This window comes from Micromonospora sp. NPDC048839 (assembly GCF_040649915.1).
Classification (GTDB): Bacteria; Actinomycetota; Actinomycetes; order Mycobacteriales; family Micromonosporaceae; genus Micromonospora.
The window spans coordinates 78,731-103,616 of record NZ_JBEZGL010000019.1 but is presented as its reverse complement, the minus strand read 5'-3'; the positions used below and the strand labels follow the sequence as shown (position 1 = coordinate 103,616).

Below are 24,886 nucleotides of genomic sequence, written 5' to 3'. Positions count from 1 at the left end.
CGCGCGGACGTGACGTCCGCTATGCCGAGCGCAACTCCACGAGACTGATCTGCGGCTCCGCCCCGACCCGGACCGGCGGCCCCCAGAAGCCGGCGCCGTTCGTCACGTAGACCTTGGTGCCGTCGACCTCGCCGAGGCCACTGACCACCGGCTGCGCCAGCCGGACGACCAGGTTGAACGGCACCACCTGCCCACCGTGGGTGTGCCCGGACAGTTGCAGGTCGACGTCGTACCGGGCGGCTTCGACCGCTGCCAGCGGTTGGTGGGCGAGCAGCACCACCGGACGGCTCGGGTCGCGGTCACCGAGGGCGGCGGCGAAGTCGGGACCGGCGGCGAGGCCGCTGCTTCCGGTGGCGTCCAGGTCGTTCACGCCGGCCAGGTCGAGCACGCCGCCCCGGGCACGGATCTCCTGCCGCTGGTTCTGGAGCACCCGCAGGCCGAGCCGGTCGACCTCCTGGACCCACTCCTCCACGCCGGAGTAGTACTCGTGGTTGCCGGTGACGAAGAAACTGCCGTACCGGGAGCGCAGGTCACGCAGCGGCGCGGCGGCCGGGCCGAGTTCGGCGACCGAGCCGTCGACCAGGTCGCCGACCACCGCGACCAGGTCGGCGTCGAGCCGGTTGATCGCGGCGACGATCCGCTCGGTATGTGCCCGGCCGCGCAGCGGACCGAGGTGGATGTCGGAGACGGTAGCGATGCGCAGGCCGTCCATGCTGCGGGGGAGCTTGGCGAGGGGGATCTGCACCCGGTCGAGGCGGGGCGGGCCGAGGGCGGTTCGCACGCCGTACCCGGTGATGCCCGTTGCGGTGAGGCCGGCGAAGATGGCCGCCCCACGGGACAGCAGCAGCCGGCGGGCCGGGTCGTGGTCCGGGGCCGTGACGGCGTCGGTCGCGGGCGGCTCGGGCGGCCCGGCGGCGCCGACGAGCACCGGCTCGGGCGCGGCGGTGGTCGGCTCGGCGGTGACGAGCCGGCGGCGCAGCGCGAGACGGGTGACGAGCATCGGGACTTCGAGGACGGCGAGCACCACGAGCAGGTAGAACATCAGGGCGAGCCACAGGTAACCCGGCCAGGCGAGCCAGTAGAGCCCGGCCTGCGTCCCGATGAGGGTGGCCGGCACGAGCAGCGCCAGCACCAGGGCGGCGATCCCGCCGACCCGCCGCCAACGGCCCGGCTTGGTGGTGTCCCGAACGAGCCGCTTCCACAGGTAGAGGTGGATGAGACCGGTGGTCAGCGCCAGGACGCCCACGAATCCCAGAACCGCCAACATGTGCGCCTCCTCAGCCGCCCGCGAACGGGGGCAGAACGTCGATCGTGGCCCCGGCCGGCAGGGGTGCATCACGATCATGACAGGTGACGCCATTTACCAGGAAACTCGCCGCTCGCAGCACGGCGGCGAGCCGATCGCCGTGTCGCCGCACCAGCTCGGCGTTGAGGTCGTCGAGCGACCGGCCGGCGGGCAGGACCTCCTCGGCGTGCCCGACAGCGGCGCGGGCACCCGCGAAGTAGCGGACGGTCAGTGGGGTCACGCCTCAACCCCCGATCGCGGACATCGGCCGGGTCGGTTGAAGGAAGGTCGGGTCGTCGATGCCGTGCCCGGCGCGCTTGCCCCACATCGCGACGCGCCAGCGTCGGGCCAACTCGTCGTCGTCCGCGCCGGTGCGCAGCGCCGCCCGCAGGTCGGACTCCTCGGTGGCGAAGAGGCAGGCGCGGACCTGGCCGTCCGCCGTCAGCCGGGTGCGGTCGCAGTCGCCGCAGAACGGTCGCGTGACGCTGGCGATCACGCCAACCCGGGCGGGACCTCCGTCGACAAGCCAGGTCTCCGCCGGTGCCGCGCCGCGCTCGGTCGGGTCGGGGCTGAGATCGAAGACGGTACGCAGAGAGGCCAGGATCTCCTCGGCTGTGACCATGGTGTCACGGTCCCAGCCGTGCTGAGCGTCCAACGGCATCTGCTCGATGATCCGCAACTGGTAGTCGTGATCGACGGCGAAGCGGAGCAGGGCGGGCGCCTCGTCCTCGTTGACACCGCGCATCAGCACAGAATTGATCTTCACGGGTTTGAGCCCGGCGGCGGCCGCCCCGGCGAGCCCGGCCAGCACCGCGTCGAGGCGGGGACGGCGGGTGAGTCGGGTGAACCGGTCCGGATCCAGGGTGTCCAGTGAGACGTTCACCCGGTCCAGGCCGGCCGTGCCCAGCGCCGGGGCCAGCCGGTCGAGCCCGATGCCGTTGGTGGTCAGCGAGACCCGGGGGCGGGGCTGCAACGCCGCCACCGCGGCCACGATGCCGACCAGGCCGGGCCGGATCAGCGGCTCGCCACCGGTGAACCGCACCTCGGTCACACCGAGCCGCTCCACGGCCACCCGGACCAGCCGGACGATCTCCTCGTCGGTCAGTAGATCCGGGCCGGACAGCCAGGGCAGCCCTTCCGCAGGCATGCAGTAGGTGCAGCGCAGGTTGCACTTGTCGGTGAGGGACACGCGCAGGTCACGGGCGACGCGGCCGTACCGGTCGACGAGGACGCCATCGGTCCCCGGGGCGACGCTCACCTGTCGACCGTAGCGCGTTCGACCCGGCCCGGGACGGCGCGGGCGGCCTGGAGGACCGCGTCTCGGTAGCCGCCGCCGAAGAGCGCGGTGTGCACGAGCAGCAGATGCAGTTGATGCAGCGGGACCCGGTCGCGCCATCCGTCCGGCAGCGGCCAGCTCTCTTGATAGGCGGCCAGCGTCCGGTCCAGGTAGGGGATGCCGCCGAAGAGGGCGAGCTGGGCCAGATCCGTCTCCCGATGCCCGCCGTGCGCCGCCGGGTCGATCAGCCAGGCCCGGTCGGCGGCACCCCAGAGCACGTTGCCCGGCCACAGGTCGCCGTGGACGCGCGCCGGTGGCTCGTCGCCGCCGAGCCCGTCGAGCCGATCGATCACCTGCTCAACCAGGGTGGCGTCGGCGTTGGTCAGCGCGCCACCGTCGACCGAGCGTCGCAGGTAGGGGACGAGGCGTCGCTCGGCGAACCACGTCGACCACGGCCCGTCGGTGGGGGTGTTGTCCTGGGGGAGCGACCCGATGAAACCCGGCCAGGCCGCACCGAAGGTGGGTGCTCCCGCCCGGTGCAGGTCGGCCAACTCCCGGCCGAAGCGGTCCGCGGCCTCCGGCGTCGGCTCGCCGGGCTCCACCCAGTCGAGCGCGAGCAGGCCCGGCAATGCCACGATCACCTCGGGTACGCCGATCGCCCCGGCCTCCCGCAGCCAGCGCAGCCCGGCCGCCTCGGCGGCGAAGAAGCCCTCCGGCGCCTGCCGGCCGGACCCCTCCGGCCAGGACTTGGCGAAGACGGAGTGGCCGTCGTCGAGGGTGAGGCGGGCGGCGGCGCAGATGTGCCCACCGGCGACCGGCGTCTCCCGGATCCGCTGGTGGGTCCGGAAGGTCGGCAGGTGTGCCGGGTGCGCGCGCAGGTACGCCAGGTCCATCAGCGCACGGTAACCGTTCCCTGTGACGCCACGGTGCCGCCCGATGAGATCGGGCCTCTTTCGGCACTCGTGGATAAGCGGTGAGCAGCCTAAACACGTTCAGTAACTGTGGATAAGCCGCGTGTCATCCACAGGGGCTGTTGAGGCCGGTAGACCCGCCGCAGGCTTCCGACATGACCTCGACCGACCGCCCCCAGCTCGCCGTCCGCTCGCCCGCCGACCTGATCGCCGCTGTGCCGTACCTGCTCGGCTTCCATCCCACCGACAGCGTGGTCGCGGTGGCGTTGCGCGGGCGGCAGATCATCTTCGCCGCTCGCGCGGACCTCCCCGACCCGTCGGCTGATCTGGTCGAGCGGGCCCGGCACCTGGTCGGCGTGATCAGTCGGCAGGGCGCGGAGGCCGCCACCGTGGTCGGTTACGGGCCACCCGATCGGGTGACGCCGACCGTGGACGCGGTGCGCGCCGCACTGACCGCCGCCGGGTTGGGGGTGCTCGACGCGCTGCGGGTGACCGAGGGCCGCTGGTGGTCCTACCTCTGCACCGAGCCCGACTGCTGCCCGCCCGAGGGCCGGCGCTACGACCCGTCCGCCAACCCGGTGACCGCCTCGGCGGTCTTCGCCGGCCAGGTCGCGCTCCCCGACCGGGCCGCCCTCGTGGCGCAGGTGGCACCGGTGGACGGCCCGGCCCGGGACGCTCTGCGGGCGGCCACTGCCCGCGCCGAGCTGCGCCTGGCCGAGCTGCTGGAGCAGGCGCCCTCGAGCGATCTGCTCGGCAGCCGGACGATGTGCGCCGCCGGGGTCGCGGCGGTCCGCGAGGCCCAGCGTCGGCAGCGCCGCGGTGAGGGGCTCGACGACGACGAGGTGGCCTGGTTGAGCCTTCTGATGGTCCACCTGCCGATTCGCGATCACGCCTGGGAACGCACCGACGGTCGGGACCGGGACATCGCCCTCTGGACCGACGTGCTGCGCCGGGCCGAGCCGAAGTTGGCCGCCGCGCCCGGCGCGCTGCTGGCGTTCGCGGCCTGGCGCGCTGGCCAGGGGGCGTTGGCGGCGGTGGCGCTGGAGCGCACGCTGAGCCTGCACCCGGACTACTCGCTCGCCGTGCTGCTGGACGACATGCTTCGGCGTGGGGTGCCCCCGTCCGAGCTGGACGGCTGGCCGTCGGTCGGGATGCCGGGGGTCGTCCGTCCGCGTAAGCGGAGGCGACGTGGCCGCCGCTGACGAGCCGGCCTCCGGTCGCCGCCGGACTGCCGGAGACTCCCCAGCCGCCGAATCGCAATTTTGCTATAGTCGGCCCTGGTCAGTTCTCTTCCACCCGGAGGCCGTAACCGAGCTGCGAGCCATACCCGTCCGCGGAACTTCGCCCGGGCCGTCGCAACCGCAGGCCGAAGGATCATGGACGTGGAGGCGGAGTGATGAAACGTTCCGAGCTCAACACCTCGCAGCAGGTCATCGGCGATGCCAGCCGTCAGGACCCGGTGTTCCGCGCAGAGTGGGATCGGACAGCATTCGCGCGCGAGGTCGCGCTCCGCATCGTGGGGTACCGCGCCGAGAACCAGCTGACCCAGACCGCGCTCGCTCGCAAGGTGGGGATGACCCAGTCGGTCATCGCGCGACTGGAATCAGGCGACCAGCCACCGTCGATCTCGACCCTCGTCAGGCTTTCCAAGGGCACCGGCATGGAGTTCGACGTCAAGATCTCCCGCGGCGTCGTCGAGATCGTCGCCGCATAGCCGGCGGCTTGTCGATAGATCGACGATCGACTCGGCTTCCTGAAAGTCGGGGTATCCCCGCTACCCGGACACCCCGGGATCAGCAAACCCGAGTCGATCACGGTCAGTGGGTGCCGCGACGAGTCCGCGACGGGGCGAGGTCTAGCCAACGGTACCGAGCGCCAGCCGCAACGCTCCCCGCCCCGGCGCTGATCCCTCGTCCCCCGAGGTCGATCGCCCGGGGAGGGTCCCGCACGCACGGCCTCCGTCGAACGATGTACGCGTTTCTCCTGATCGCGGCCGACTCGGCGGGTCGCGCGCCAGCCGACAATGATCGAGTGACCCCCGAACTTCTGCTTTCGCTGGCCGGGCTGGCGTTGGTGGACAGCACCAGCATCGGCACTCTCTTCATCCCGGTCTGGCTGCTGCTCGCCCCCGGGCCGGTCAACGCCCGGCGGATCCTGGGCTACCTCGCCACCATCGCGGTGTTCTATCTCGCGGTGGGGCTGCTGCTGGTCTGGGGCGGCAGCCGGTTGGGCGACGCGCTGGGCGGTGCTCTGGACAACCGGGGAGTGCTCTGGGCGCAACTCGTCCTCGGCGTGGCGATGCTGGTGCTGAGCTTCCGCTACGACGGCAAACGGCGGCCCCGTGGCGGTGGTGTGCTGCGCTGGCGGGACCGGGCCACCGCCGGCGACTCCTCGGCCCGCTGGTTGGTCGGGCTCGCGTTGCTGGCCGCGCTCGCCGAGGTGGCGACCATGCTTCCGTACCTCGGCGCGGTGGGGCTGTTGGCCACCTCGGGGGTCGGGTCGGCGACCGTGGTGGCGCTGCTCGCCGGATACTGCCTGGTCATGGTGCTGCCGGCGGTGGTGTTGCTGGGTGCCCGGTTGGCCCGTCCGGCGATGGTCGAGCCGGTGCTGGCCCGGCTGAACACCTGGATCGTCTCGAAGGCGGGCGGCGCGTTGGGCTGGATCCTCGGCATCGCCGGCTTCCTGATCGCCCGGGACGCCGCCGCGCGGCTGGAGCTGATCGACCTGATCGGTCGCTGAGGGCCGCACGCGTGAGGCCCGATGGTCCTCGCGCGTGCGGCCTGCGGTCCTGCCCTCGTCAGGCCGGCTGTTCCAGGGTGATCCGGTGCGGCCCGGTGTAGACGTTCATGGTCCGGCCGCGCAGGAAACCGACGAGTGTCATCCCCGCCTCGTCGGCCAGTTCGGCGGCGAGCGTGCTCGGTGCGGACACCGCCGCCAGCAGCGGCAACCCGGCCATCCATGCCTTCTGGGTCAGCTCGAAGCTGGCCCGTCCGGAGACCAGCAGCAGGTGCCCGGCCAGTGGCAGCCGACGTTCGCGCACCGCCCAGCCGATCACCTTGTCCACCGCGTTGTGCCGGCCCACGTCCTCCCGCAGCACCACCAGCTCTCCGTCGGGGGTGAACAGACCGGCCGCGTGCAGCCCGCCGGTGCGGTCGAAGCCACGCTGGGCGGCACGCAGTCGGTCGGGCAGTTCGGCGAGGAGCGTGGCCGGCACGCTGAGCGGATCGGCGGCGACCGGGAACAGGGACCGGGTGCGGATCGCGTCGATGCTGGCCTTGCCGCAGACGCCGCAGGAACTTGTCGTGTAGAAGTTCCGGGACGGGTCGGTGGTCGGTTCCGGCACGCCGGGGGCGAGGGTCACGTCCACCACGTTGTACGTGTTCGGTGTCTCCGCGCCAGCACAGAGCTGCGCGGTCAACACGTCGTCGGTCGACCGGATCAGCCCCTCGGTCAGCAGGAACCCGATGGCCAGATCGAGGTCGTCACCGGGGGTACGCATGGTCACGGCGAGGGGCTTTCGCCGGCCCGGGCCGGCCGCGCCGACCCGGATCTCCAGCGGTTCCTCCACCGCGAGTGTGTCCTGTCGACGGATGGACCCGCGCCCGACGGTCGCCGCGTCCAGGTCGATCCGAAGTACGCCCCGCCGATCTGTTGCCCGTCCCATCCCGTCATCCTCCACCTCCCGCCGGCACGCCCGCACGGCCACCGGGCAGCCCGCACCCGACGCGATGCCAACGGGCGTCCCCACGGCTACCGTGACGGGGTGGTCACGTATGCCGCAGTGGTGCTCGCAGGTGGGTCCGCCCGACGGATGGGCGGGGTGGACAAGCCCGCGCTCCCGGTCGGTGGCCGGCCGATGCGCGCCCGGGTGCTGGCCGCCGTCAGCGACGCCAGCCCACGGGTGCTCGTCGGTCCGGCCGACGTCGTTCCGGAGGGTGTGCGGGTCACCCGGGAGGACCCGCCGGGCGGAGGTCCGGTCGCCGCGGCGGCTGCCGGGCTGGCGCTGCTCGATCCGGACACCGCAGTTGTCGCGCTGCTCGCCGCCGACCTGCCGCTGCTCACCCGCGCCGCGATCGGCGAGCTGCTGACCCACCTCGCCGAGGAAAGCCCCGGCCATCCCGCCCCGGCGAGGCCCGACGCGGCGCCGACGGCCGGTATCGGCCTCGTCGGGAGCGGGCGGCAGCCCGACGGGGCGTGCTTCGTCGACGAGAACGGGCGGCGGCAGTCGCTCTGTGGTGTCTGGCGGGTCGCGGCGCTGCGAGCCGCGTTGGACCGACTGGCCGCCGAGCGGGGCGGCCTGTCCGGAGCCCCGGTCCGGGCGCTGCTGGCCGGACTCGTCGTGCGGGAGGTCCCCTGGTCCGGCGACGGCCCACCGCCGTGGTTCGACTGCGACACTGACGAGGACGTACGCCGGGCGGAGGAGTGGACGCGATGACGGTGATGGACGACTGGGTGACGGCGGCGTGCACCGAGCTGGAGCTGGACCCCGCCGGGGTGCCCGTGCAGGCGGTGCTGGATCTGGCTCGCGACGTCGCCCACCAGGTGCTGCGGCCGGGCGCGCCGGTCACCGCGTACCTGCTGGGCCTTGCGGTCGGCCGGGGTGCCGACCCGGCGGACGCCGCGGCCCGGCTCAGCGCCCTGGCCGGCACCTGGCCGGTCGACCTGGGCGCGGATCCCGCGAATCCGACGGCCCCCTGACCGCCGTTGTCCGATCCCGGTCCGGGCTGACGGGGCACTCAAGCGGCGTGGGTAGGGTGATCGTGACGGACGGAGGCGATCATGACGGCTGACCACCCCTCGGCGCCGCTCGATGACCTATCTGGCGCTACGACTGAGCCGGCGGAATCGATCCTGCTCGACGAACCCAGCACGACCGATCTGCGGGCGAAGGTGACCGAGGCCTGGCAGGAGTTCGCCCGTGCGCTCGCCCTCCGGCTGCGGGAGCTTCCCGTCGGCGCGCACCTGGAGGTGACCCTGGACCCGACCGCCTCCGGCACCGGGGACGCCGTCTACTCGGTAAGCGTGGACGTACGCGACGGCGGCGGGTTGTCCGCGCGGGCGGTCGGGAACGCCACGCTGCCGGCGGGTTACCGGCTGGACCGCGGTGCGGTGGCGGAGATGGTCGCGCTCGGCTGGTCGCCGCCCGGGGTGGTCGCCGGCTCCGGCGGCTTCTTCGGGTTGGACGACCGGACGAGCGAGTCGACCCGGATCGCCGCGCTGCTCTCCCGGACGCTGCGGGACGTCTACGGCGCTCCGCACCCGGCGTTCCTCGTCTACCTGGTGCAGGACGGCGAGGGTGAGCCGTTGGCCGTGGACCCGTTGGGCACGGCGCGCAGCGAGTTCGGCCCGGACGCCGACGTCGAGGCCGACCTGGAGGAGGCGCTGGCCGAGGCGGCCTCCGCGCAGATCGAGCGGGAAGACGTGCTCGACCTGGCCGATCGGGTCCGGACCGTGGTCTCCACGATGCTGAAGTCGGACACGGACCGGTTGCAGGTCGACTCGGACGGCGACATCACCATCCGGGCCGGCTCGGCGATGGTCTTCGTGCGGGTACGGGACAATCCGCCGCTGGTGGATGTGTTCTCGCCGGTGCTCACCGAGGTGGAGCCGACCGAGCGGCTCTACGTCAGGCTCTCCGAGTTGACGAACCGGATGCCGATCGGCCGCCTCTACTGCGCCGACGACACGGTCTGGGCGTCCATCCCGGTCTTCGGCCGCAACTTCCAGGCCACGCACCTGATGCTGGCGGTGCAGGTGATGACCGGTCTGGCCGACGAGTTGGACGACCGGCTGCACGGCGAGTTCGGCGGCAAGCGGTTCTTCGGTGAGGGCGACAAGCCGGTTCGGCGCGACGAGTCGGAGCACCGCACGGGAATGTATCTCTAGAGATCCAGCAGGGTCTTGCCGACCGTCGCGCGCGCCTCGATGGCGGCGTGCGCGTCGGCGGCGCGTTCCAGTGGGAACCGCTGGCCGATCAGCGGTCGTAGGCGGCCGGCCGCGGCGTCCGCCAGGACCTGCCGGGTGTACGCCCGCAGCCGCTCGGGCGACGTGTTCGGCCGGACCAGGGTGACCTGCCGTGCCGTGGCGGCGTCCGCCGACACCGAGGACCACTCCCCGCTCGCCAAGCCGTAGCTGGTCATGCGGCCGCCGGGGTCCAGCAGGTCGAAGGACGCTCGGGCCACCGCCCCGCCGACCCCGTCGAGCACCACGTCGACACCGCCGGTCGTGGCCCGGATGCGGTCGGCCCAGTCGGGTTGGAGGTAGTCGACGGCATGGTCGGCGCCGAGGCCGGGCAGCAGGCCCACCTTGCGCGGCCCACCGGCGACGCCGATCACCAGGGCGCCGGCCCGGGCGGCGAGCTGCACCAACAGGCTGCCGACGCCACCTGCGGCGGCTTCCACCAGCACGCGGTCGCCGGGGCGGACGCCGACGGCCTCGATCAGCATGCTGGCGGTACGCCCGTCGGCCAGCAGTGCCACCGCCTCGTCCACGGCCAACCCGTCGGGCACCTCGATCGGCGCGGTGGCGTCCACCGCCGCGCGTTCGGCGTATCCGCCGGAGCCGCCGGTGGCGCTGACCACCGGCCGCCCGATCAGTGCCGGGTCGACGTCCGGGCCGACGGCGGCGATCACCCCGCCCACGCCGTTGCCGGGAATCAGGGGTGGGGTGATCGCAAACGGCCCGGGGCGGCCGGAACGTTGTTGCGTCTCGACGAATGTGATGTTCGCGTGCGCGACGTCGATCAGCACCTGGCCGGGGCCGGGCGTCGGGTCGGTCGCGGGGCCGGGCACCAGCACCTCGGGTCCACCGAACTCACGTAACCAGACCGCCCGCATTCCATCCCCCTCGGCTGCGGTGGGCGGCACGCCCACGCTTCCGACCACTCCACCTCCTCAACCAGGGTTGAGGTCAAGCGGTGCGGGGGGACGGGCCGACGCCGGGGGACTCGACCAGGCGGGACAGCACGATCGTGCTGCGGGTCGAGGTCACGAAGGACTCGGCGCGCAACCGTTCCAGCGCCGCCTCCAGGTGGGCGATGTCGGCGGCGCGCAGGTGCACGAGCGCGTCCGCCTCCCCGGAGACGGTGTACGCGCCGACCACCTCCGGGTGCCGCCGGGCGGCCACGCCGATCTGCGCCGGGGTGGTCCGGCCGGCGCAGAACAGCTCGACGAACGCCTCAGTGGTCCAGCCGACGGCGGCCGGGTCAACGACGGCCGTGAATCCCCTGATCACTCCGGTGGCCCGTAGTCGGTCGACGCGACGCTTGACGGCCGGGGCGGAGAGTGAAACGCGGGTGCCGATGTCGGCGTACGACGCCCGAGCGTCCGCGACGAGTAACGCAATGATCCGCTGGTCTACCGCGTCTATCTGCAACGTTCCGCCTCTGAGAAGCAACGGTTGTGGCTGTTACCAAAGTTCCACGGTACCTACTGTTGGTGACCGTGAACCAGCAGCGAGTCCCGCGAAAGCGGACATATCTCATGTGCCCGCCCGCGCAGTTCGCGGTCGAGTACGCGATCAACCCGTGGATGGACGTGACCACCCCGGTCGACCGGGACCTGGCCGTCAAACAGTGGGACCGGCTGCGCGAGACGCTTGTCAGCCTCGGCCACGAGGTGCACCTGCTGACGCCGGAGCAGGGCCTGCCGGACATGGTCTACGCCGCCAACGGCGCCTTCGTGGTGGACGGCGGCGTTTACGGCGCCCGGTTCAAGCACGAGCAGCGGGCCGCCGAGGCCGCGGTTCACCACGCCTTCTACGAGTCGCAGGGCTGGCGGTTCGTCGCGCCGAGCGAGACCAACGAGGGCGAGGGTGACTTCGCGTACGTGCCGGAGGCGCACGGCGGCCTGATCCTGGCCGGGCACGGCTTCCGCACCGAACTGCCGGCGCACGCCGAGGCGCAGGAGGCGCTGGGCCGCCCGGTGGTGTCGCTGCGGCTGGTCGACCCCCGCTTCTACCACCTGGACGTGGCGCTGGCGGCCATCGACGACTCGAACGTCGTCTACTTCCCCGGCGCGTTCTCGGCGGCCAGCCAGCGGGTGCTCACCCAGCTCTTTCCGGAGGCGGTGATCGCCGACGACGAGGACGCTCTGGCCTTCGGGCTGAACCTGGTCAGCGACGGGGCGAACGTGGTGCTCAACAGCGAGGCCACCCGGTTGGCCGGCAAGTTGAAGGCAGCCGGTTACACCCCGGTCCCCGTCGAGCTGGCCGAGCTGAAGAAGGGCGGCGGCAGCGTGAAGTGCTGCATCGCCGAGCTGCGGCACTGATCCGTGAATGGTCCGGGGCCGGCCTCCCAGTGGGAGACCGGCCCCGAGTCGTGCCGCGGGTGGGCGTTCAGCCCAGCGTCGCCAGCTCGTTGATCAGCACGTTCGACATGACCTGGCCGTCGCGCTGCACCTCCCGCAGGTACCACTTCTGCTGGGGGGTGCGCGGCTGGTTGAACTGCCAGATGCCGCGCGGGCTGTCGATCTGGCCGATCCGGCCGAGCGCCAGGTTGACCTGCTGCGGGTTGGGTGCCCCGCCGGTCAGCTGGATCGCCTGGTCGAGCACCTGCGCCGCGTCGTACGACGCCATCGCGTACGTGGTGGGGGTGACCTGGTACTTCTTGCGGTATGCCGAGGCGAAGACCCGGTTCGACGTGTTGTTCAGGTCGGCCGAGTAGTTCAGCGCGGTCTGGATGCCCAGCGCGTTGTCCTTGAGGCTTTCCAGCACGTTGCCCTCGGTGAGGAAGCCGGGCGCGTAGACCGGCCCACGGAACTTCTCCCGCAACTGCTTGATGAACTCCACCGCGGCCGCGCCGGCGAAGAAGCAGAAGACCGCCGAGGGCTCCTTGGCCAGCGCCCTGGTGATGTCTGCGGTGTAGGTGGTCTTGCCGGGGTTGGGGTTGGCGCTGGTGTAGGTGACCGGGTCGCTGATGCGCGGGTCGGTGAGGCCGAACTCCTGCCGGAAGCCACGCACCACGTCCGGGCTGCCGACGTTCTCCGGCATGATGATCGCGACGCGACCGTTGGTCGGGAGCTGTTCACGCAGGTAGCGGCCCAGCGCCTTGCCGGCCTCGTCCAGCACGTACGACGTCCGCCAGATGTAGAAGACGCTCTGCAGGCTGCTCGGCGAGGCGTTGGAGCCGATCAGCGGGACCTTGGCCTGCTCGACGGTGTCGCGGATGCCGACCATCACCGCCGAGTTGACCACGCCGGTGAGCGCCAGCACGCCCTGCTTGAGCAGCCCGTCGACGGCGGCCTTGCCGGTCTTCGCGGTGTCGCCCTCGTCGGCGGTCAGCAGCTCCACCGGGTGGCCGCCCAGCCGCTTGTCGTGCAGGTCGAGGAAGAGCTGGAAGCCGTTGGTGATGTCATCGCCGATGCTCTTGAGGCCGCCGGCCTGGGGCGTGATCAGTCCGATCTTGATCGGGCCGCGGTTGACGGTCGGCTGGGCGTCTGTGTCGGAGCCACACCCCGCGACGAACCCGGTGGTACCGAGCGCGGCCAACAGTTGGAGCGCGCGCCTGCGATTCATCTGTGACACCGAGTTCCTTCCAAGGAGCGTTGCAGGGCTGAACTCCGCCCCTCCGGCGTTCTACCTGGTCCGCGACGCTGCGTCAATGGCTAGTGATCAACGTGCAGGGACCGCAACGAATCAAGGACCTGAGGCCACGCGGCGGACTCCGGGTCGATCAGACCGAAATGCTCGCATCCGGGCAGTTCCAGAAGGGAGATATCGGATCCTGCGGCGGTTGCTGCCGCCACGAATCCCCGGCTCACCTCCACCGGAACCTGCTGATCCTCAGAGCCGTGCAGAACTACTGTGCGTGTTCGCGTGGGTACCAACATTCGTGGATCCGTCACCGCGTACCGGTCCGGAACCTCGGTCGGGCCACCGCCGAGCAACACGGCCACCGCGCCCGCGTCCAGGTCCCGCCGGTACGCCTCGACCAGGTCGGCCACCGGGGCCAGGGCGAGCACCCCACCCACCGTCGCCGTGGCGGTGGCCGCCACGTACAGCGCCAGGTGGCCGCCGGCGGAGTGCCCGACCAGAATCGGCGCGTCCCCACTCACCCGGCCGGGCAACGCCTCGGCGGCCAGTAGGGGCAGCTCGGCCACCCCGGTCAGCACGTCGGTGAACGTGCCCGGCCAACCACCCCCCGGCTGCCCCGTCCGCCGGTACTCCAGCTGCGCCACCGGGTAGCCACCCGCGGCGAGTGCGGCAGCCAGCGGATCGGTGTGCCGCCGGTCGTACTCGTCCCGCCAGAAACCGCCGTGCAGGACGACGACAAGCGGTGCCGCCGCGACAGCTCCCGCCGGGAACCGCAGGTCGGCCACCTGGTCCGGGTGGTCGCCGTACGCCACGGTCCGGTCGGGCTCCGGTGCGGGCCGGGTCAACACGGCGCGCGGGTCGGCAGGCATGGCGCGACGGTAGCGCGCTCGCGCGGGTGGTTCGGGCCCGGTAGTCGGTCCCGGATGCCATGGGTCCCGTCCGCTGGGTAAAGATGGACCCCATGACCGAAGCGCGCTCAGCGGGACACGACGACGAGCCGGGCACCGACGACTCCGGCCACTCCGGCACTGTCGTGGTGGTCGGTCCGGACGGCCGGCCGATCGGGACGATGCAGACCGACGAGGGCCAGGGTGAGGACCCGACCCGCCTGGTCGAACAGCCGGCCAAGGTGATGCGGATCGGCAGCATGATCAAGCAGTTGCTGGAGGAGGTGAAAGCCGCACCTCTCGACGACGCCAGCCGCAACCGGATGCGGGAGATCCACGAGCGGTCGATCGTCGAGCTCAAGGAGGGCCTCGCCCCCGAGCTGCGCGACGAGTTGGAGCGCATCTCGCTGCCCTTCGCCGAGGACAAGGCCCCCAGCGAGGGCGAGTTGCGGATCGCGCACGCCCAGCTCGTCGGTTGGCTGGAGGGCCTGTTCCACGGCATCCAGGCGGCCCTGGTGGCCCAGCAGATGGCCGCCCGGGTCCAACTGGAGCAGATGCGCGGCGGCCGGCAGGCGCTGCCCAGCGGTCCCGGCGGAATCGTCCCCGGGATGTCGGGCATCGGCCAGCCGGGCGGCGGCGAGGGCCACAACACCGGCCAGTACCTCTGACCGGCTCAGTCCACCCCGAAGATCTTCTCCAGGTACGCCGCCACGCCGTCCTCGGTGTTCGCCGTCGTCACGTCGTCGGCGACCGCCAGGACGGCGCGGTGCGCGTTGGCCACCGCCACACCACGCCCGGCCCAGGTCAGCATCGGCACGTCGTTGGGCATGTCGCCGAAGGCCAGCACGTCCGCCGCGGCCACCCCGAGCTGGTCGCAGTACCAGGCGAGCCCGGCCGCCTTGGTCACCCCGGCCGCCGAGATCTCCACCAGCCCGGAGGACGACGAGTGGGTGGCCTCGGCCAACCCCGCCACCGCCGTGGCGATCAGCTCGGCGAAGGCATCCGGGTCCTGCTCGCCGGCTCGGGCGAGGAGCTTCACCGCCGGGACCGAGAGCAACTCCTCCGGCGTCTCGATCGGCCGGATGCCGTTGGCGTCGGCGTCCCAGCGCAGCGGGTAGTGCGCCTCGTGCCGCATCTCCCGGCTGTCCAGGATCTCCACGGCGAAGCTGATCCCGGGCACCTCGGCCCGTAGCCTGCGGGCCACCTCGGCCAGGTGGTGCGGGGCGAGCGGGTCAGCCCGCACCACCTCGTCCTCGAACGGGTCGTAGACCACCGCGCCGTTGGCGCAGACCGCCGGCAGCGGTCGGGCGAGCTGGTCGTACACCATCTTGAGCCAGCGGACCGGACGTCCGGTGACCAGGACGACAGGCGTGCCCCGCGTGGAGATCCGCGCGAGCAGGTCGGCGGTGCGTGGGCTGACGGTGTGGTCGTCGCGGATCAGCGTGCCGTCGATGTCGGTGGCGATGAGGCGGGGTGTGTCTCCCATTACCGGGACAGTAGCCGGTCCAGATACACCGCCACCCCGTCGTCGTCATTGCGCAGGGTCACCTCGTCGGCGGCGGCGCGCAGGGCGGGGTGGGCGTTGGCCACCGCCACCCGGGACCAACCGGCCCACTCGAACATCGGCAGGTCGTTGGGCATGTCACCGAAGACCAGGACGTCGGCCGGGTCCACCCCGAGACTCTGTGCCACCACCGTCAGCCCGGTCGCCTTGTCCACGCCCGGCGGGCAGATCTCGATGAAGCCGAGCCCGGCCTGGGTGAGCGTGGCCACCTGCGGCGAGATGATCCGCCGGGCCACCGCCAGCAGTTCGTCCACGTGGTGGTCGGCGGTCCGGGCGAACGCCTTGATCACGTCGCAGGCGAGGCACTCGTCGCGAGTGCGGGCCTCGAACCGGTCCTGGTAGGGCCAGCTCTCGTGATAGTCGCCCCACAGCGGGGCGTCGTGCTCGTCGGACGCCTCGACCATCACCGTCAGCGGGCCGACCTCGGCCTCCAGGTCGGCGAGCAGCCGGGCCAGCACCTCGGCGGGCAGCCGCTCGTCGCGGAGCACCACGGGGCCGGCCGGGTCGCTCTGGTCGACCACCCGACCGCCGCCGGCCATCACCAGGAAGTCGGCGGCCCGGATGTCGTTGCGGGTCAACTCGGCCAGCCGAGGGCCGCGACCGGTCGCGCCGACCACCGGAATTCCGGCGGCCCGCACCCGGTCGAGCACCCCATGGGTGTACGCGGAGACGGTGTCATCGCTGCGGACCAGCGTCCCGTCGAGGTCGGTCGCGATCAGCTTGGGTAGTCCCGGGCGGGTCATCGTTCCTCCTTCGCCCACCGCCGTCGCGCCTGCCGTCCCCTTCTGGTGAGGAGACCCTGGCGTCGTGGCGGGCAGCAACCGTACCTCGCGGAACGGGCCGCATCTCTGGCTTCCAGGCGAATCGAACGCGAACAACCGCCCCCGCCCTCCGCTGGGGGCGGGGGTCAGGGCTGGGCGTCGGGATGGGCGAAGGGGGCGGCCGGGGTGACTGTCAGGTCGGCCGGGGCGGGTGGGCCGTACTCGGCCGGGTCGGGGGTGCGGCGGCGGCGCCAGGGTCGCGATGCCGGCGCGTCGGCGGGCCGGTCCTCGTCCGGTGGCCCGGCCAACGCGCCAGGGGATGCGGCCGGCGCCAGTCGGAGGGCAACCGCGAACAGCACGCACGCGGCGAACGCCATCACCACACCGCGGCCGTACTCGGCCCGGAATCCATCCTGCGGCGCGTAGAAGAAGCTGCGCTGAGCGGGGTTGTCGAGGGTGGCCGCGGCGGCGACCAGCAGCGCCAGCAGGGCACCGGCGAGGGTGAGACCGGCGAGCCGGGCGTTCGGCCGCACGGCCGCCGTGCCCCGCAGGGCCAGCGCCACGGTGCAGACGAGACCGAGGAGCCCGACCAGGTAGCCGACGCCGAAGCCACCGACCTCGGACACCCCGACCGGCACCTCGATCGTGCTCTCACCGTCCGGCCCGCTGTTCGGCAGGCTCATCACCAGCCACTCGCCGACAAGCGAGGCGACCCCGGCCACCGCGCCCAGAGCGGCGAGCAGCAGGGGCAGCCGAGGATCCTGCGCGAGGCCGCCCAGGGACAGGCCGAACCGGCGTCGTGGAGCCGGGTCGACGGCACCCCACTCGATCACGGCCGGCCCGTCGGACCGGTCGCCCTGCCGCGGGATCGGAAGCTCGTCGGGCATCGGCCATCCTTCCGCCGGTCACGGACCTGGTCGCATCATGACACAGCCAGCCCGTGGTGACCGGGATCGCACAGTAGGCGTCCGTGCCGGTCGGTCGCTCGGCGGTCACCTTTCCGCTAGCGTTCTCCTCATGCCTATCCGTACCGCTTCAGCACAATGGCAGGGCAATCTCACCGAGGGTGCCGGCACCGTCCGCACCGGTAAGGGCGGCCTGTCCGGCAACTACTCCTTCAAGTCGCGCTTCGAGGAGGGCGAGGGCACCAACCCCGAGGAGCTGATCGCCGCTGCGCACGCCGGCTGCTTCTCGATGGCGTTCTCGAAGGCGCTCGCCGACGCCGGCTCGACGGCCACGTCGGTCGAGACCACCGCCAAGGTCCACCTGGACAAGACCGACGCCGGCATGACCGTTACCCGGATCGACCTGGAGACCGTCGGCCAGGTCCCGGGCATCGACGACGCGGAGTTCCAGAAGCTCGCCGAGGCCGCCAAGGCCAACTGCCCGATCTCCCGCCTGCTCTCGCCGGGTGCCGAGATCACCCTCAGCGCGCGCCTGGCCTCCTGAGCGGTCGACCCACGAACAGCCCGGTCGACCCACAACCGCTCGTTCACGGACAGAGCATCCGCCCACCGCTGGGTGGTGTGCTCTCTCCGTGAGCCTGCGGGGCCGGCCAGCGGTACGTCACGAGGGACCAGCCGGGTCCGGCATCGGGCAGAATGGGTGACGTGCCGGTGGAGATGACCCGTGAGCGCTTCGAGGAGCTGGTTGGCGACGCCCTCGACGAGGTGCCCGAGGAACTGCTCGGCCTGATGAGCAACGTGGTCATCCTCGTCGAGGACGACCCGCCGCAGGGCGAGGCGGACCTGCTCGGCCTCTACGAGGGCCACGCCCTCACCAGCCGCGGCTGGGACTACTCCGGGGTGTTGCCGGACCGGATCTTCATCTACCGGCGCCCGATCCTGCGGATCTGCGACAACGACGACGACGTCGTCGACGAGGTCGCGGTGACCGTCGTGCACGAGATCGCCCACCACTTCGGCATCGACGACGAACGGCTGCACGCGCTGGGCTGGGGCTGAGCCCGCCGGCGGCGGCGCGTCGCCGCTTGGCCGATGGCCCGTGGTTGCCCTGGTCGCCTACCTTCGGTGCAGCGAACGCAACCCTGTCAGGAGGCACCCTTTCATGCGCAGTGAGCTGTTCTCCGCCGAGAACCTGGAGAAGGAGTCCGCGCAGCCCGGCATGCGGCTGCAGAACTCCAAGATGTTGAAGATCGAACTCAACGGCGAGGCGATGGCCCGGGTCGGGTCGATGGTCGCCTACCAGGGCAACGTGCAGTTCCAGGCGCTGGGCTCGGGCGGGCTCGGCAAGTTCCTCAAGCAGAAGCTCACCGGCGAGGGCGTCCCGCTGATGAAGGTCTCCGGCCACGGTGACGTCTTCCTCGCCGAACTCGCCAAGGACGTGCACATCATCGACCTGGAGCCGGGCGACGCCCTCTCCATCAACGGCTCCAGCGTGCTCGCCTTCGACTCGACCCTCCAGTACGACATCAGGATGGTCGGCGGCGCCGGGATGGCCTCGTCGTCCGGGCTGTTCAACTGTGTGTTCAGCGGCCACGGACGGATCGCCATCACCACCAAGGGCACCCCGGTCGTGCTCAACGTGGACGCCCCCACGTACGTCGACCCGCAGGCCGCGGTCTGCTGGTCGGCAAACCTCCAGACCGGCTACCACCGTGCCGAGCAGTTGGGCCTCGGCACGCTGCTGGGCCGACGCACCGGCGAGTCGTTCACGATGAGCTTCGCCGGCCAGGGCTTCGTGGTGGTGCAGCCGTCCGAGGAGCCGCCGATCATGGGCAGCGGCCAGCAGCAGCAGGAGGGCGGTCTGCTCGGCGGTCTGCTGAGCTGACCACCTGCTGAGCTGACCACTTCGGTGCGGGCGGCCCCCACGTGGAGGGCGCCCGCACCGGTCAGGTCAGCTCGCCCGTGCGCAGTCGGGCCAGCCAGGCCGCCGCGTCGACGTAGTCGAAGTCGGAGAGGCCCGCCGGCGCGGGCACCGGCCGATCGCCCGCTGCCTCGGCCCACCGGTGCCGGGGGTACGAGCCCAGGAAGCGAACGTCCGCGCAGACCCGGCGCAGCCCCTGCAACGCCTCGCCCAGTCGTACGTCGGCCACGTGCCCGGTGCAGTCCAGGAAGAAGACGTACCGGCCGAGCGCCTCGCCGGTGGGGCGCGACTCGATCCGGGTCAGGTTGATGCCCCGGACGGCCAACTCCATCAGCACGGACAACAGCGCGCCGACCCGGTCGTGGGCGATGTAGACGGCGAGCGAGGTGAGGTCGTCGCCGGTCGACGGCGGGGGTGGACCGGGACGGGACACCAGCGCGAACCGGGTCACCGCGTCCGGGTGATCGGCGATCTTGTCGGCGAGTGTCGCGAGCCGGTGCCGAGCCGCCCCGATCGGCGCGCAGATGGCCGCGTCGTACTCGCCGGCACCGGCGCCCGCCGCGGCGGCACCGTTGGAGAGCACGTCGATCACCACGGCGTCCGGCAGGTGATCGCGCAGCCAGCCCCGGCACTGGGTGGAGGCCTGCGGATGGGCTGCCACGGAGCGGATCGAGGTCAGCGGAGTGTCGGGCCGAGCACCGAGCACGAACTCCACCGGCAGGATCACCTCGCGGGTGATCACCAACGGCTCGCCCTCGGCCATCTCGTCCAGGGTGACGCCCACCGCGCCGCCGATCGAGTTTTCCAGCGGCACCAGCGCCGCGTCGGCGTCGCCGATCCGGACGCTGTCCAGCGCCTCCCCGACGCTGCGGGCAGGAGTACGGGTGCCGCGCTCGGCGGCGGGGAGTGTGCGCAGAGCCTGCTCGGCGAAGGTGCCCTCCGGCCCGAGGTAGACGAAGCGTGTCGGCGGTGTTCCCGGCATGTCGGTCAGCCTACGCACTCGGCCGCACGGCTGGACCGGCGTCGCAGGCGAGGGCTCGGATTCCGACCGGGCCGGTGGCGCGTACCTCGATGGTGCAGACGTCGGTGCCGGCGGTGACGAGGGTCGGCGCGGTGGCCTGGCCGCGGGTGACCACCTGGAGTTCCTCGTGTCCGGTCACCTCCAGGACGGTGTACTGCCACTCGCCGGCGCAGAGCGGCCCGGTGCGGACCTGGACCCGGACGTTGGCCGGAAGCACTCCGGCCCGGCCCCGCAGCAGTTGCACCACCCGCTGACCGGTCGGGCCGTTCCGGCAGGCCGTCGCGACCAGACCGGCGTCCGGAGTGGGCGTGACCACGCCGGGTGGCGGTGCGCTGGCCGGCGGGGTGGTGGGTGGGGTGCTCGGGCCGGATGCCGTCGGGGCTGCGGTGCGGGTGGGCGCGGCCGTCGGCTCGGACAACCCGGGTGGGGCGCCACAGCCGGCGAGCACCGCGACGGCGAGCACCGCGAGCGCGATCGGTCGGACCTGGACCGTGGGCCGCGCGGGGGCGTGATCGGACGCCCGGTCGCGAGGCGCCGGTGGGAGGTGGGACGTCGCCCGTGGTGGGGGAGACGGAGGGCGGAGCGGGGCGAACGGCACGGGCCGATCCTCGGGACATCGGAGAATTCGTCGCGGCCGGGGTGGCCGAGCCTCATCGTAGGGTCAGTGACTGATCGGGTGAAGGTCAGCCGGTGACGCGGTGCCCGGCGCGCTGGAGGGCGGCCGTGCCCTCGGTCAGCCGGACGGTCGGCACCAGCAGATAGTCGGTGTCGAAGGTGGAGAAGGTGAGCACGCTGACCCGTGCCTCGGCGAGCGGGTCGACGAGCGCGGCCAGGCTGCCGGTGCTTGCCAACTGCACCGGGGCGGTGACCCGTAGGCAGCGCCAGACGGTTTCCATCACGGCCTGCGCCGGCACCCGATCTGCTGGGCAGATCACCGAGATCCCGTCGGAGGTCCAGCTCACCGTGACCACGTCGGTGCCGCCCAGCCCGCTCGACAACGCGTACGGCAGGGCGGTGCCGGCGGTCAGCCGGCACACCGCGTATTCCCCTGGCAGCACGGCGATATCGAGCATGAGGGCACCTTACGGCCTACTCGCGCACGGTTGAGCCAGCAACGCCGTGTGCGCTTTGTCGCTGGTCAGACCTCGGAGAAGAAGGTGAGCGAGCCGGCCACGGCCCCGTCGGTGAGCACCGGGGTGGAGATCGCGTCGACTGTCGCGTCGGAGCTGTTCGCCGAGGCGGCCTGCACCCGGAGTAACCCGCGGGCGAGTCGACCGGAGGACAGCGCCAGCAACGGCGGGATCTTGTCGATCTCGGCCTCGGTCAGCTCGCCCCGGTTGGCGGTGAAGTCGAGGAGGCGCAGCCCGCCGTCGAGCAGCGGTCGCCCGATCAGGCCGTCCGGCTCGCCCAGGCAGAGCAGCTCGCAGCCGGCGGTGGAGATCGCCACCACCAGGGTGTCGGCGTCGATCAGCAGGCACGGCTCGTCGGCCCGGGAGACCGTCGAGGACCACTGGCCGACGTTGCCGGACTCCGGCTCTGTCAAGGCCCGCGCCGCCGGCACGAACGCTTCTGAGAGCGAAAGTTCGACGTGGGCCACCGCGCCTCCTATGTGCACCGATCGACTGTCCACGCTAGCGGGTCGCCGACGGAATCACCGAGCGCACCGGGTCACCGAGCCGCGCAGCGTGAACCGGGGCGGTCGGTGACGGCGCGGAAACCGGTGAGGTCGAAGGGGGGCCGGAGCCGCGTGGCGTCGTCGGTGACGTTACCGGCGGCGGGCCGGCTTGTCAGCGGCCGTTCGGCCCTCGTCGTACCACCGGTAGTCGGCTGGTGGACGGTACGTGCCGTTCAGCCAGGTGCCGGGGTGCTGTGCGACCCGGGAAAGCTTTTCGGCGGTGGCCGGGCTGATCCGGCTGCCACCGGCCACGAGGAGCCGGTCCAGCTCTCGGTGGGTGGCCATCAGACAGTCCTTCGGAAGGCCGTAGACACTGATCACGCCGGAGCCGACGAAGGTCAGCACCGGCGTGACCGGGACGGGCAGCCCCACCGCGTCGGAGAGGGCCTTACTGGCCCGCTTGGCGTCCCGGCGGGACTCCGCCACGTACGGCGGACGCTTGCCGTTGATCTGCACGACGTCCCCGGCGACGAGCACCCTGGCCCGGCCGTGGTCGGCGATGGTCACGGCGAACAGGCCGCTCGGCCCGATGGCGAGGAACCCGGCGCGTTCGTCCTGACCGCGGTCGAGGACGTCGGTGACGTCGGTGCGCGGCCACTCGATGACGTGCCAGGCAGGCCCGAGGTGGTCGAGTTGACCCAGTGCCCGCGCTCCGGCCGCCTCCAGGCGGCGCGCACCCCGCTCGGCGCGACGTCGGCGCGCCCATTCGAGCGGTGTCGGACGGACCGGTTCGAGAACCCCGGGCGACTCGACGCGGGGGTGTGGCACCGCGACGGGCGGCAGTGCCCGAGCGGACGGTACGGCTCGTCGTGCGGGAAAGACAGTCATCGCGACCTCCGGCAAAAGGTCCCTCGAAGTTATGTCCTCACTACCCTACGTTGCCACTACCGGTGTTCGGCAAGCCGGAGCGCCGGAGTGACTACGGATGAATGCCATATTCATCCACAGTTCTTTTCTCGGATGCCGCCAAACCCTGCCCTACGCTGCGGGAGTGACCCACTACGTCGACAGTGAAGTCGGCCGGCTCGGCACTGTACTGCTGCACCGGCCCGGCCCCGAACTGGCCCGGCTCACCCCACGCAACAACGACTCACTCCTGTTCGACGCGATCCCCTGGGTCGGACGAGCCCAGGAGGAGCACGACGCGTTCGCCGCCGCCCTGCGCGACCGTGGAGTCGAGGTGCTCTACCTGGCCACCCTGCTGACCGAGACGCTTGCCGTCGCGGACGCCCGGGCCGAGTTGACCGAGCAGGTGCTGCGCTCCCGGCGGCTCGGCGACACCCTGCGGGCCCGCGTCGCCGACCACCTCGCCTACCTCGACCCGGCCGCCCTGGCCGACGTGCTCACCGCCGGGTTGGCCCACGAGGAGCTGCGGATCAGCTCGGAGCGGCCGGGCGGGCTGGTCTACACACTGATGGACCGACACGACTTCGTCATCGACCCGTTGCCGAACCTGCTGTTCACCCGCGACTCGTCGCTGTGGATCGGCGACCGGGTCGGTGTCACCAGCCTGGCCATGCCGGCCCGCAGCCGCGAGACCACCCTGACCGACGCCATCTACCGCCACCACCCACGCTTCGCCGGCACCGAGTTCGTCTACCGCCCGAACCTGGAGCACCTGGAGGGCGGGGACGTGCTGCTGCTCGCGCCCGGGGTGCTGGCGGTCGGGGTGGGTGAGCGGACCACACCGGCCGGTGCCGAACGACTCGGCCGGCAGGTCTTCGCCGCCGGCCTGGCGCACACCATGCTGGTGGTGCCGATCGCCCAGAAGCGCGCCACCATGCACCTCGACACGGTCTGCACGATGGTCGACGTGGACGCCGTACTGATGTATCCCAACATCGCGAGCACGCTGTCCGCGTACACGGTGATCGCCGGCGCGGACGGCGAGGACCCGCGGGTGGACGGTCCCGCGCCCTTCCTGCGGGCGGCCGCCGACGCGATGGACCTCGACCTGCTGCGGGTCATCGACACCGGACTGGACCCGGTGACCGCGGAACGCGAACAGTGGGACGACGGCAACAACACCCTCGCGTTGGCACCCCGGCTCTGCGTCGGTTACGAGCGCAACACCGAGACCAACGCCCAGTTGGAGCGCGCCGGCATCGAGGTGATCCCGATCGCCGGCTCCGAGTTGGGCTCCGGCCGGGGTGGGCCGCGCTGCATGTCCTGCCCGATCACCCGCGATCCGTTGTGAGAATGGGCGCCCTCTCCGGGAGAAGGCGCCCAAACGCAGCTCAGCGCAGGGTGAGCTGCCGGCCGAGCAGCCCCTGGCGGGAGCGCCGGCCGGCGGCGTCGAGCGGATCGGTGGCGGTCAGCGCCTCGGCGTACCGCTTGGCGAACTGCGCCACCGGCTCCTCCCAGTCGGCCGCCGGAGCGGCCTCCGGCAGGTCCCAGACCGGCACCAGCCGACCGTGCGCGCGGAACATGCCGGCGAACTTGGTCTGCTCGCCGAGCGTCAGCGAGCCGGCCGCACCGAGGCGGGCCAGAGCGTCCAGGGCGGCGTCCTCGTCGTCCGGCAGCACCCAACGCACGTGTGCCTTCTCCGGGACCTGACACCAGTACGCGGCCTTCGCCGCGGTCAGCCGCACCGTCGGGTAGATGGCCGCGTTCGCCCGTTCCAGTGACGCCTGGACGGTCGGATCGTCGGCGGCACCGGGGTCGAGCCAGAACTCGAAGCCCTCGTGCATGGTGATGTCCAGTGGCCCGTCCACGAGGATGTCCTGCAGACGAGGTCCGGGGCCGGGCAGCGGCGGCACGGCCACCTGGCCACCCGGTTCGGTCCGCAGCGCGCAGAGCAGTGCCTCGGCCAGATCCCGGGAGACGTCACCGGACTGCTGGTGGCGTTGGAGGCCGATGAGCACCCGACCGTCCGGCTTGGTGATCGCCGGAGCGGCCATCGGCAGCACCGTGGCCAGCGTCGCCGACCGGTCCCCGAACTCCTCGACCAGGGCGGGTGCCAGCCGCAGCGGCGCGGAGGCGGCGGGCACCAACTCGCGCAGCGCAATCCATTCGGCCTCGTCGACCAGCCCGTCGAACGGACGCGGCACGAAGACGTCGCGTACCTTGTCGCGGCGGGGGGCGGTGTCGGTGGTGGTGCGCTGGCTCTTTCGACGCTTGCTCACGGCGTCACAGCCTAGAGCCCCGGC

The 24,886-nt window shown here is 72.0% G+C and carries 30 protein-coding genes; 12 read left to right on the top strand and 18 right to left on the bottom strand.

Going from position 1 to position 24,886, the window contains the following annotated elements:
- Positions 1–19 precede the first annotated feature (19 nt).
- The 4 genes from AB0C25_RS28855 to AB0C25_RS28840 are packed head-to-tail and all read right to left on the bottom strand — an operon-like array spanning position 20 to position 3,454.
- Positions 20–1,267 (bottom strand): metallophosphoesterase, encoded by a 1,248-nt coding sequence (locus tag AB0C25_RS28855; RefSeq protein WP_357377239.1) that lies wholly within the window; start codon positions 1,265–1,267, stop codon positions 20–22.
- A 10-nt stretch (positions 1,268–1,277) separates the two neighbouring features.
- A complete protein-coding gene (locus AB0C25_RS28850) occupies positions 1,278–1,526 on the bottom strand; it encodes a MoaD/ThiS family protein (protein WP_357377238.1) in 249 nt (82 codons plus the stop codon).
- Between the two features lie 3 nt (positions 1,527–1,529).
- A complete protein-coding gene (gene moaA / locus AB0C25_RS28845) occupies positions 1,530–2,543 on the bottom strand; it encodes a GTP 3',8-cyclase MoaA (RefSeq protein ID WP_357377237.1) in 1,014 nt (337 codons plus the stop codon).
- The gene (locus tag AB0C25_RS28840) at positions 2,540–3,454 is read right to left on the bottom strand and encodes a fructosamine kinase family protein (protein ID WP_357377236.1); all 915 of its coding nucleotides are present in this window, start codon (positions 3,452–3,454) and stop codon (positions 2,540–2,542) included. Before AB0C25_RS28840 ends, moaA begins: the two co-directional genes overlap by 4 nt.
- Before the next feature lie 173 nt (positions 3,455–3,627).
- Between AB0C25_RS28840 and AB0C25_RS28835 the strand changes: the two genes are divergently transcribed.
- The 3 genes from AB0C25_RS28835 to AB0C25_RS28825 all read left to right on the top strand — a co-directional run bounded on the left by AB0C25_RS28835 (position 3,628) and on the right by AB0C25_RS28825 (position 6,211).
- On the top strand, positions 3,628–4,674 hold the full coding sequence (locus AB0C25_RS28835; protein ID WP_357377235.1) for a DUF4192 domain-containing protein: 1,047 nt from the start codon (positions 3,628–3,630) through the stop codon (positions 4,672–4,674).
- 194 nt (positions 4,675–4,868) lie between these two features.
- Positions 4,869–5,186: a helix-turn-helix transcriptional regulator gene (locus tag AB0C25_RS28830; protein ID WP_357377234.1), complete on the top strand. Its 318-nt coding sequence runs from the start codon at positions 4,869–4,871 to the stop codon at positions 5,184–5,186.
- A gap of 317 nt (positions 5,187–5,503) precedes the next feature.
- Positions 5,504–6,211, top strand: coding sequence for a GAP family protein (locus AB0C25_RS28825; RefSeq protein ID WP_357377233.1), 708 nt, complete (start codon positions 5,504–5,506; stop codon positions 6,209–6,211).
- 58 nt (positions 6,212–6,269) lie between these two features.
- On the opposite strand, the gene fdhD is transcribed toward AB0C25_RS28825, so the two are convergent.
- On the bottom strand, positions 6,270–7,136 hold the full coding sequence (fdhD, locus tag AB0C25_RS28820) for a formate dehydrogenase accessory sulfurtransferase FdhD (RefSeq protein WP_357377232.1): 867 nt from the start codon (positions 7,134–7,136) through the stop codon (positions 6,270–6,272).
- Between the two features lie 99 nt (positions 7,137–7,235).
- Here fdhD and AB0C25_RS28815 point away from each other — a divergent pair, with 99 nt between their 5' ends.
- The 3 genes from AB0C25_RS28815 (at position 7,236) to AB0C25_RS28805 (ending at position 9,358) form a co-directional block, all read left to right on the top strand.
- The gene (locus AB0C25_RS28815; RefSeq protein WP_357377231.1) at positions 7,236–7,907 is read left to right on the top strand and encodes an NTP transferase domain-containing protein; all 672 of its coding nucleotides are present in this window, start codon (positions 7,236–7,238) and stop codon (positions 7,905–7,907) included.
- A complete protein-coding gene (locus AB0C25_RS28810; RefSeq protein ID WP_357377230.1) occupies positions 7,904–8,170 on the top strand; it encodes a DUF6457 domain-containing protein in 267 nt (88 codons plus the stop codon). Before AB0C25_RS28815 ends, AB0C25_RS28810 begins: the two co-directional genes overlap by 4 nt.
- 81 nt (positions 8,171–8,251) lie before the next feature.
- Positions 8,252–9,358 carry a hypothetical protein gene (locus AB0C25_RS28805; RefSeq protein WP_357377229.1) on the top strand — a complete coding sequence of 369 codons (1,107 nt, stop codon included), beginning with the start codon at positions 8,252–8,254 and terminating at the stop codon, positions 9,356–9,358.
- Here AB0C25_RS28805 and AB0C25_RS28800 read toward each other — a convergent pair.
- Together AB0C25_RS28800 and AB0C25_RS28795 are read right to left on the bottom strand one after the other, a co-directional pair.
- The gene (locus AB0C25_RS28800; protein WP_357377228.1) at positions 9,355–10,356 is read right to left on the bottom strand and encodes a zinc-binding dehydrogenase; all 1,002 of its coding nucleotides are present in this window, start codon (positions 10,354–10,356) and stop codon (positions 9,355–9,357) included. The two genes, AB0C25_RS28805 and AB0C25_RS28800, sit on opposite strands and share 4 nt — an antisense overlap.
- 25 nt (positions 10,357–10,381) lie before the next feature.
- Complete coding sequence (locus AB0C25_RS28795; RefSeq protein ID WP_357377227.1) at positions 10,382–10,846, bottom strand: Lrp/AsnC family transcriptional regulator; 465 nt, start codon at positions 10,844–10,846, stop codon at positions 10,382–10,384.
- A gap of 59 nt (positions 10,847–10,905) precedes the next feature.
- Between AB0C25_RS28795 and ddaH the strand changes: the two genes are divergently transcribed.
- Positions 10,906–11,739, top strand: a complete 834-nt coding sequence (gene ddaH / locus AB0C25_RS28790) for a dimethylargininase (RefSeq protein ID WP_357377226.1) — start codon at positions 10,906–10,908, stop codon at positions 11,737–11,739.
- Positions 11,740–11,806: 67 nt separating this feature from the next.
- Here ddaH and AB0C25_RS28785 read toward each other — a convergent pair whose 3' ends face one another.
- Together AB0C25_RS28785 and AB0C25_RS28780 are read right to left on the bottom strand one after the other, a co-directional pair.
- On the bottom strand, positions 11,807–12,994 hold the full coding sequence (locus AB0C25_RS28785; RefSeq protein WP_357377225.1) for an ABC transporter substrate-binding protein: 1,188 nt from the start codon (positions 12,992–12,994) through the stop codon (positions 11,807–11,809).
- Between the two features lie 80 nt (positions 12,995–13,074).
- A complete protein-coding gene (locus AB0C25_RS28780; RefSeq protein WP_357377224.1) occupies positions 13,075–13,872 on the bottom strand; it encodes an alpha/beta hydrolase in 798 nt (265 codons plus the stop codon).
- An 83-nt stretch (positions 13,873–13,955) separates the two neighbouring features.
- Here AB0C25_RS28780 and AB0C25_RS28775 point away from each other — a divergent pair, with 83 nt between their 5' ends.
- Positions 13,956–14,558 (top strand): bacterial proteasome activator family protein, encoded by a 603-nt coding sequence (locus AB0C25_RS28775; RefSeq protein WP_357377223.1) that lies wholly within the window; start codon positions 13,956–13,958, stop codon positions 14,556–14,558.
- A 5-nt stretch (positions 14,559–14,563) separates the two neighbouring features.
- Here AB0C25_RS28775 and AB0C25_RS28770 read toward each other — a convergent pair whose 3' ends face one another.
- The 3 genes from AB0C25_RS28770 to AB0C25_RS28760 form a co-directional block, all read right to left on the bottom strand.
- A complete protein-coding gene (locus AB0C25_RS28770) occupies positions 14,564–15,376 on the bottom strand; it encodes an HAD family hydrolase (protein ID WP_357377222.1) in 813 nt (270 codons plus the stop codon).
- Positions 15,376–16,197, bottom strand: a complete 822-nt coding sequence (locus tag AB0C25_RS28765) for an HAD family hydrolase (protein ID WP_357377221.1) — start codon at positions 16,195–16,197, stop codon at positions 15,376–15,378. The genes AB0C25_RS28770 and AB0C25_RS28765 overlap by 1 nt, the downstream gene beginning before the upstream one ends.
- Before the next feature lie 164 nt (positions 16,198–16,361).
- Positions 16,362–17,102 carry a hypothetical protein gene (locus AB0C25_RS28760; RefSeq protein WP_357377220.1) on the bottom strand — a complete coding sequence of 247 codons (741 nt, stop codon included), beginning with the start codon at positions 17,100–17,102 and terminating at the stop codon, positions 16,362–16,364.
- Between the two features lie 130 nt (positions 17,103–17,232).
- Between AB0C25_RS28760 and AB0C25_RS28755 the strand changes: the two genes are divergently transcribed.
- The 3 genes from AB0C25_RS28755 to AB0C25_RS28745 all read left to right on the top strand — a co-directional run bounded on the left by AB0C25_RS28755 (position 17,233) and on the right by AB0C25_RS28745 (position 19,005).
- Positions 17,233–17,664: an OsmC family protein gene (locus AB0C25_RS28755; protein ID WP_110564777.1), complete on the top strand. Its 432-nt coding sequence runs from the start codon at positions 17,233–17,235 to the stop codon at positions 17,662–17,664.
- Between the two features lie 167 nt (positions 17,665–17,831).
- Positions 17,832–18,179 (top strand): metallopeptidase family protein, encoded by a 348-nt coding sequence (locus AB0C25_RS28750; RefSeq protein WP_357244045.1) that lies wholly within the window; start codon positions 17,832–17,834, stop codon positions 18,177–18,179.
- 103 nt (positions 18,180–18,282) lie between these two features.
- The gene (locus AB0C25_RS28745) at positions 18,283–19,005 is read left to right on the top strand and encodes an AIM24 family protein (RefSeq protein WP_357377219.1); all 723 of its coding nucleotides are present in this window, start codon (positions 18,283–18,285) and stop codon (positions 19,003–19,005) included.
- Positions 19,006–19,066: 61 nt separating this feature from the next.
- Here the strand turns inward: AB0C25_RS28745 and pheA are convergent, their stop codons facing one another.
- The 5 genes from pheA to AB0C25_RS28720 all read right to left on the bottom strand — a co-directional run bounded on the left by pheA (position 19,067) and on the right by AB0C25_RS28720 (position 22,565).
- Positions 19,067–20,023: a prephenate dehydratase gene (pheA, locus tag AB0C25_RS28740; RefSeq protein WP_357377218.1), complete on the bottom strand. Its 957-nt coding sequence runs from the start codon at positions 20,021–20,023 to the stop codon at positions 19,067–19,069.
- A 10-nt stretch (positions 20,024–20,033) separates the two neighbouring features.
- Positions 20,034–20,537, bottom strand: coding sequence for a hypothetical protein (locus tag AB0C25_RS28735; RefSeq protein ID WP_357377267.1), 504 nt, complete (start codon positions 20,535–20,537; stop codon positions 20,034–20,036).
- A 208-nt stretch (positions 20,538–20,745) separates the two neighbouring features.
- Positions 20,746–21,135: an ACT domain-containing protein gene (locus tag AB0C25_RS28730; RefSeq protein ID WP_357377217.1), complete on the bottom strand. Its 390-nt coding sequence runs from the start codon at positions 21,133–21,135 to the stop codon at positions 20,746–20,748.
- Positions 21,136–21,200: 65 nt separating this feature from the next.
- On the bottom strand, positions 21,201–21,659 hold the full coding sequence (locus tag AB0C25_RS28725; RefSeq protein ID WP_357377216.1) for a hypothetical protein: 459 nt from the start codon (positions 21,657–21,659) through the stop codon (positions 21,201–21,203).
- Positions 21,660–21,827: 168 nt separating this feature from the next.
- The gene (locus AB0C25_RS28720; RefSeq protein WP_357242795.1) at positions 21,828–22,565 is read right to left on the bottom strand and encodes a hypothetical protein; all 738 of its coding nucleotides are present in this window, start codon (positions 22,563–22,565) and stop codon (positions 21,828–21,830) included.
- A gap of 163 nt (positions 22,566–22,728) precedes the next feature.
- On the opposite strand from AB0C25_RS28720, the gene AB0C25_RS28715 reads away from it, so the two are divergent.
- Positions 22,729–23,934: an arginine deiminase gene (locus AB0C25_RS28715; protein WP_357242792.1), complete on the top strand. Its 1,206-nt coding sequence runs from the start codon at positions 22,729–22,731 to the stop codon at positions 23,932–23,934.
- 40 nt (positions 23,935–23,974) lie between these two features.
- Here the strand turns inward: AB0C25_RS28715 and AB0C25_RS28710 are convergent, their stop codons facing one another.
- Entirely contained in the window at positions 23,975–24,862 is an 888-nt protein-coding gene (locus tag AB0C25_RS28710) for a DUF5926 family protein (protein WP_357377215.1), read from the bottom strand.
- Positions 24,863–24,886 lie beyond the last annotated feature (24 nt).

Excerpts from the sequence above, each read along its gene's own strand:
- AB0C25_RS28855 (WP_357377239.1), bottom strand. The coding sequence starts at position 1,267 with ATGTTGGCGGTTCTGGGATTCGTGGGCGTCCTGGCGCTGACCACCGGT.
- AB0C25_RS28840 (WP_357377236.1), bottom strand. The coding sequence starts at position 3,454 with ATGGACCTGGCGTACCTGCGCGCGCACCCGGCACACCTGCCGACCTTC.
- AB0C25_RS28835 (WP_357377235.1), top strand. The coding sequence starts at position 3,628 with ATGACCTCGACCGACCGCCCCCAGCTCGCCGTCCGCTCGCCCGCCGAC.
- AB0C25_RS28830 (WP_357377234.1), top strand. The coding sequence starts at position 4,869 with ATGAAACGTTCCGAGCTCAACACCTCGCAGCAGGTCATCGGCGATGCC.
- fdhD (WP_357377232.1), bottom strand. The coding sequence starts at position 7,136 with ATGGGACGGGCAACAGATCGGCGGGGCGTACTTCGGATCGACCTGGAC.
- AB0C25_RS28810 (WP_357377230.1), top strand. The coding sequence starts at position 7,904 with ATGACGGTGATGGACGACTGGGTGACGGCGGCGTGCACCGAGCTGGAG.
- AB0C25_RS28805 (WP_357377229.1), top strand. The coding sequence starts at position 8,252 with ATGACGGCTGACCACCCCTCGGCGCCGCTCGATGACCTATCTGGCGCT.
- AB0C25_RS28780 (WP_357377224.1), bottom strand. The coding sequence starts at position 13,872 with ATGCCTGCCGACCCGCGCGCCGTGTTGACCCGGCCCGCACCGGAGCCC.
- AB0C25_RS28775 (WP_357377223.1), top strand. The coding sequence starts at position 13,956 with ATGGACCCCATGACCGAAGCGCGCTCAGCGGGACACGACGACGAGCCG.
- AB0C25_RS28770 (WP_357377222.1), bottom strand. The coding sequence starts at position 15,376 with ATGGGAGACACACCCCGCCTCATCGCCACCGACATCGACGGCACGCTG.
- AB0C25_RS28765 (WP_357377221.1), bottom strand. The coding sequence starts at position 16,197 with ATGACCCGCCCGGGACTACCCAAGCTGATCGCGACCGACCTCGACGGG.
- AB0C25_RS28760 (WP_357377220.1), bottom strand. The coding sequence starts at position 17,102 with ATGCCCGACGAGCTTCCGATCCCGCGGCAGGGCGACCGGTCCGACGGG.
- AB0C25_RS28755 (WP_110564777.1), top strand. The coding sequence starts at position 17,233 with ATGCCTATCCGTACCGCTTCAGCACAATGGCAGGGCAATCTCACCGAG.
- AB0C25_RS28745 (WP_357377219.1), top strand. The coding sequence starts at position 18,283 with ATGCGCAGTGAGCTGTTCTCCGCCGAGAACCTGGAGAAGGAGTCCGCG.
- pheA (WP_357377218.1), bottom strand. The coding sequence starts at position 20,023 with ATGCCGGGAACACCGCCGACACGCTTCGTCTACCTCGGGCCGGAGGGC.
- AB0C25_RS28730 (WP_357377217.1), bottom strand. The coding sequence starts at position 21,135 with ATGCTCGATATCGCCGTGCTGCCAGGGGAATACGCGGTGTGCCGGCTG.
- AB0C25_RS28720 (WP_357242795.1), bottom strand. The coding sequence starts at position 22,565 with ATGACTGTCTTTCCCGCACGACGAGCCGTACCGTCCGCTCGGGCACTG.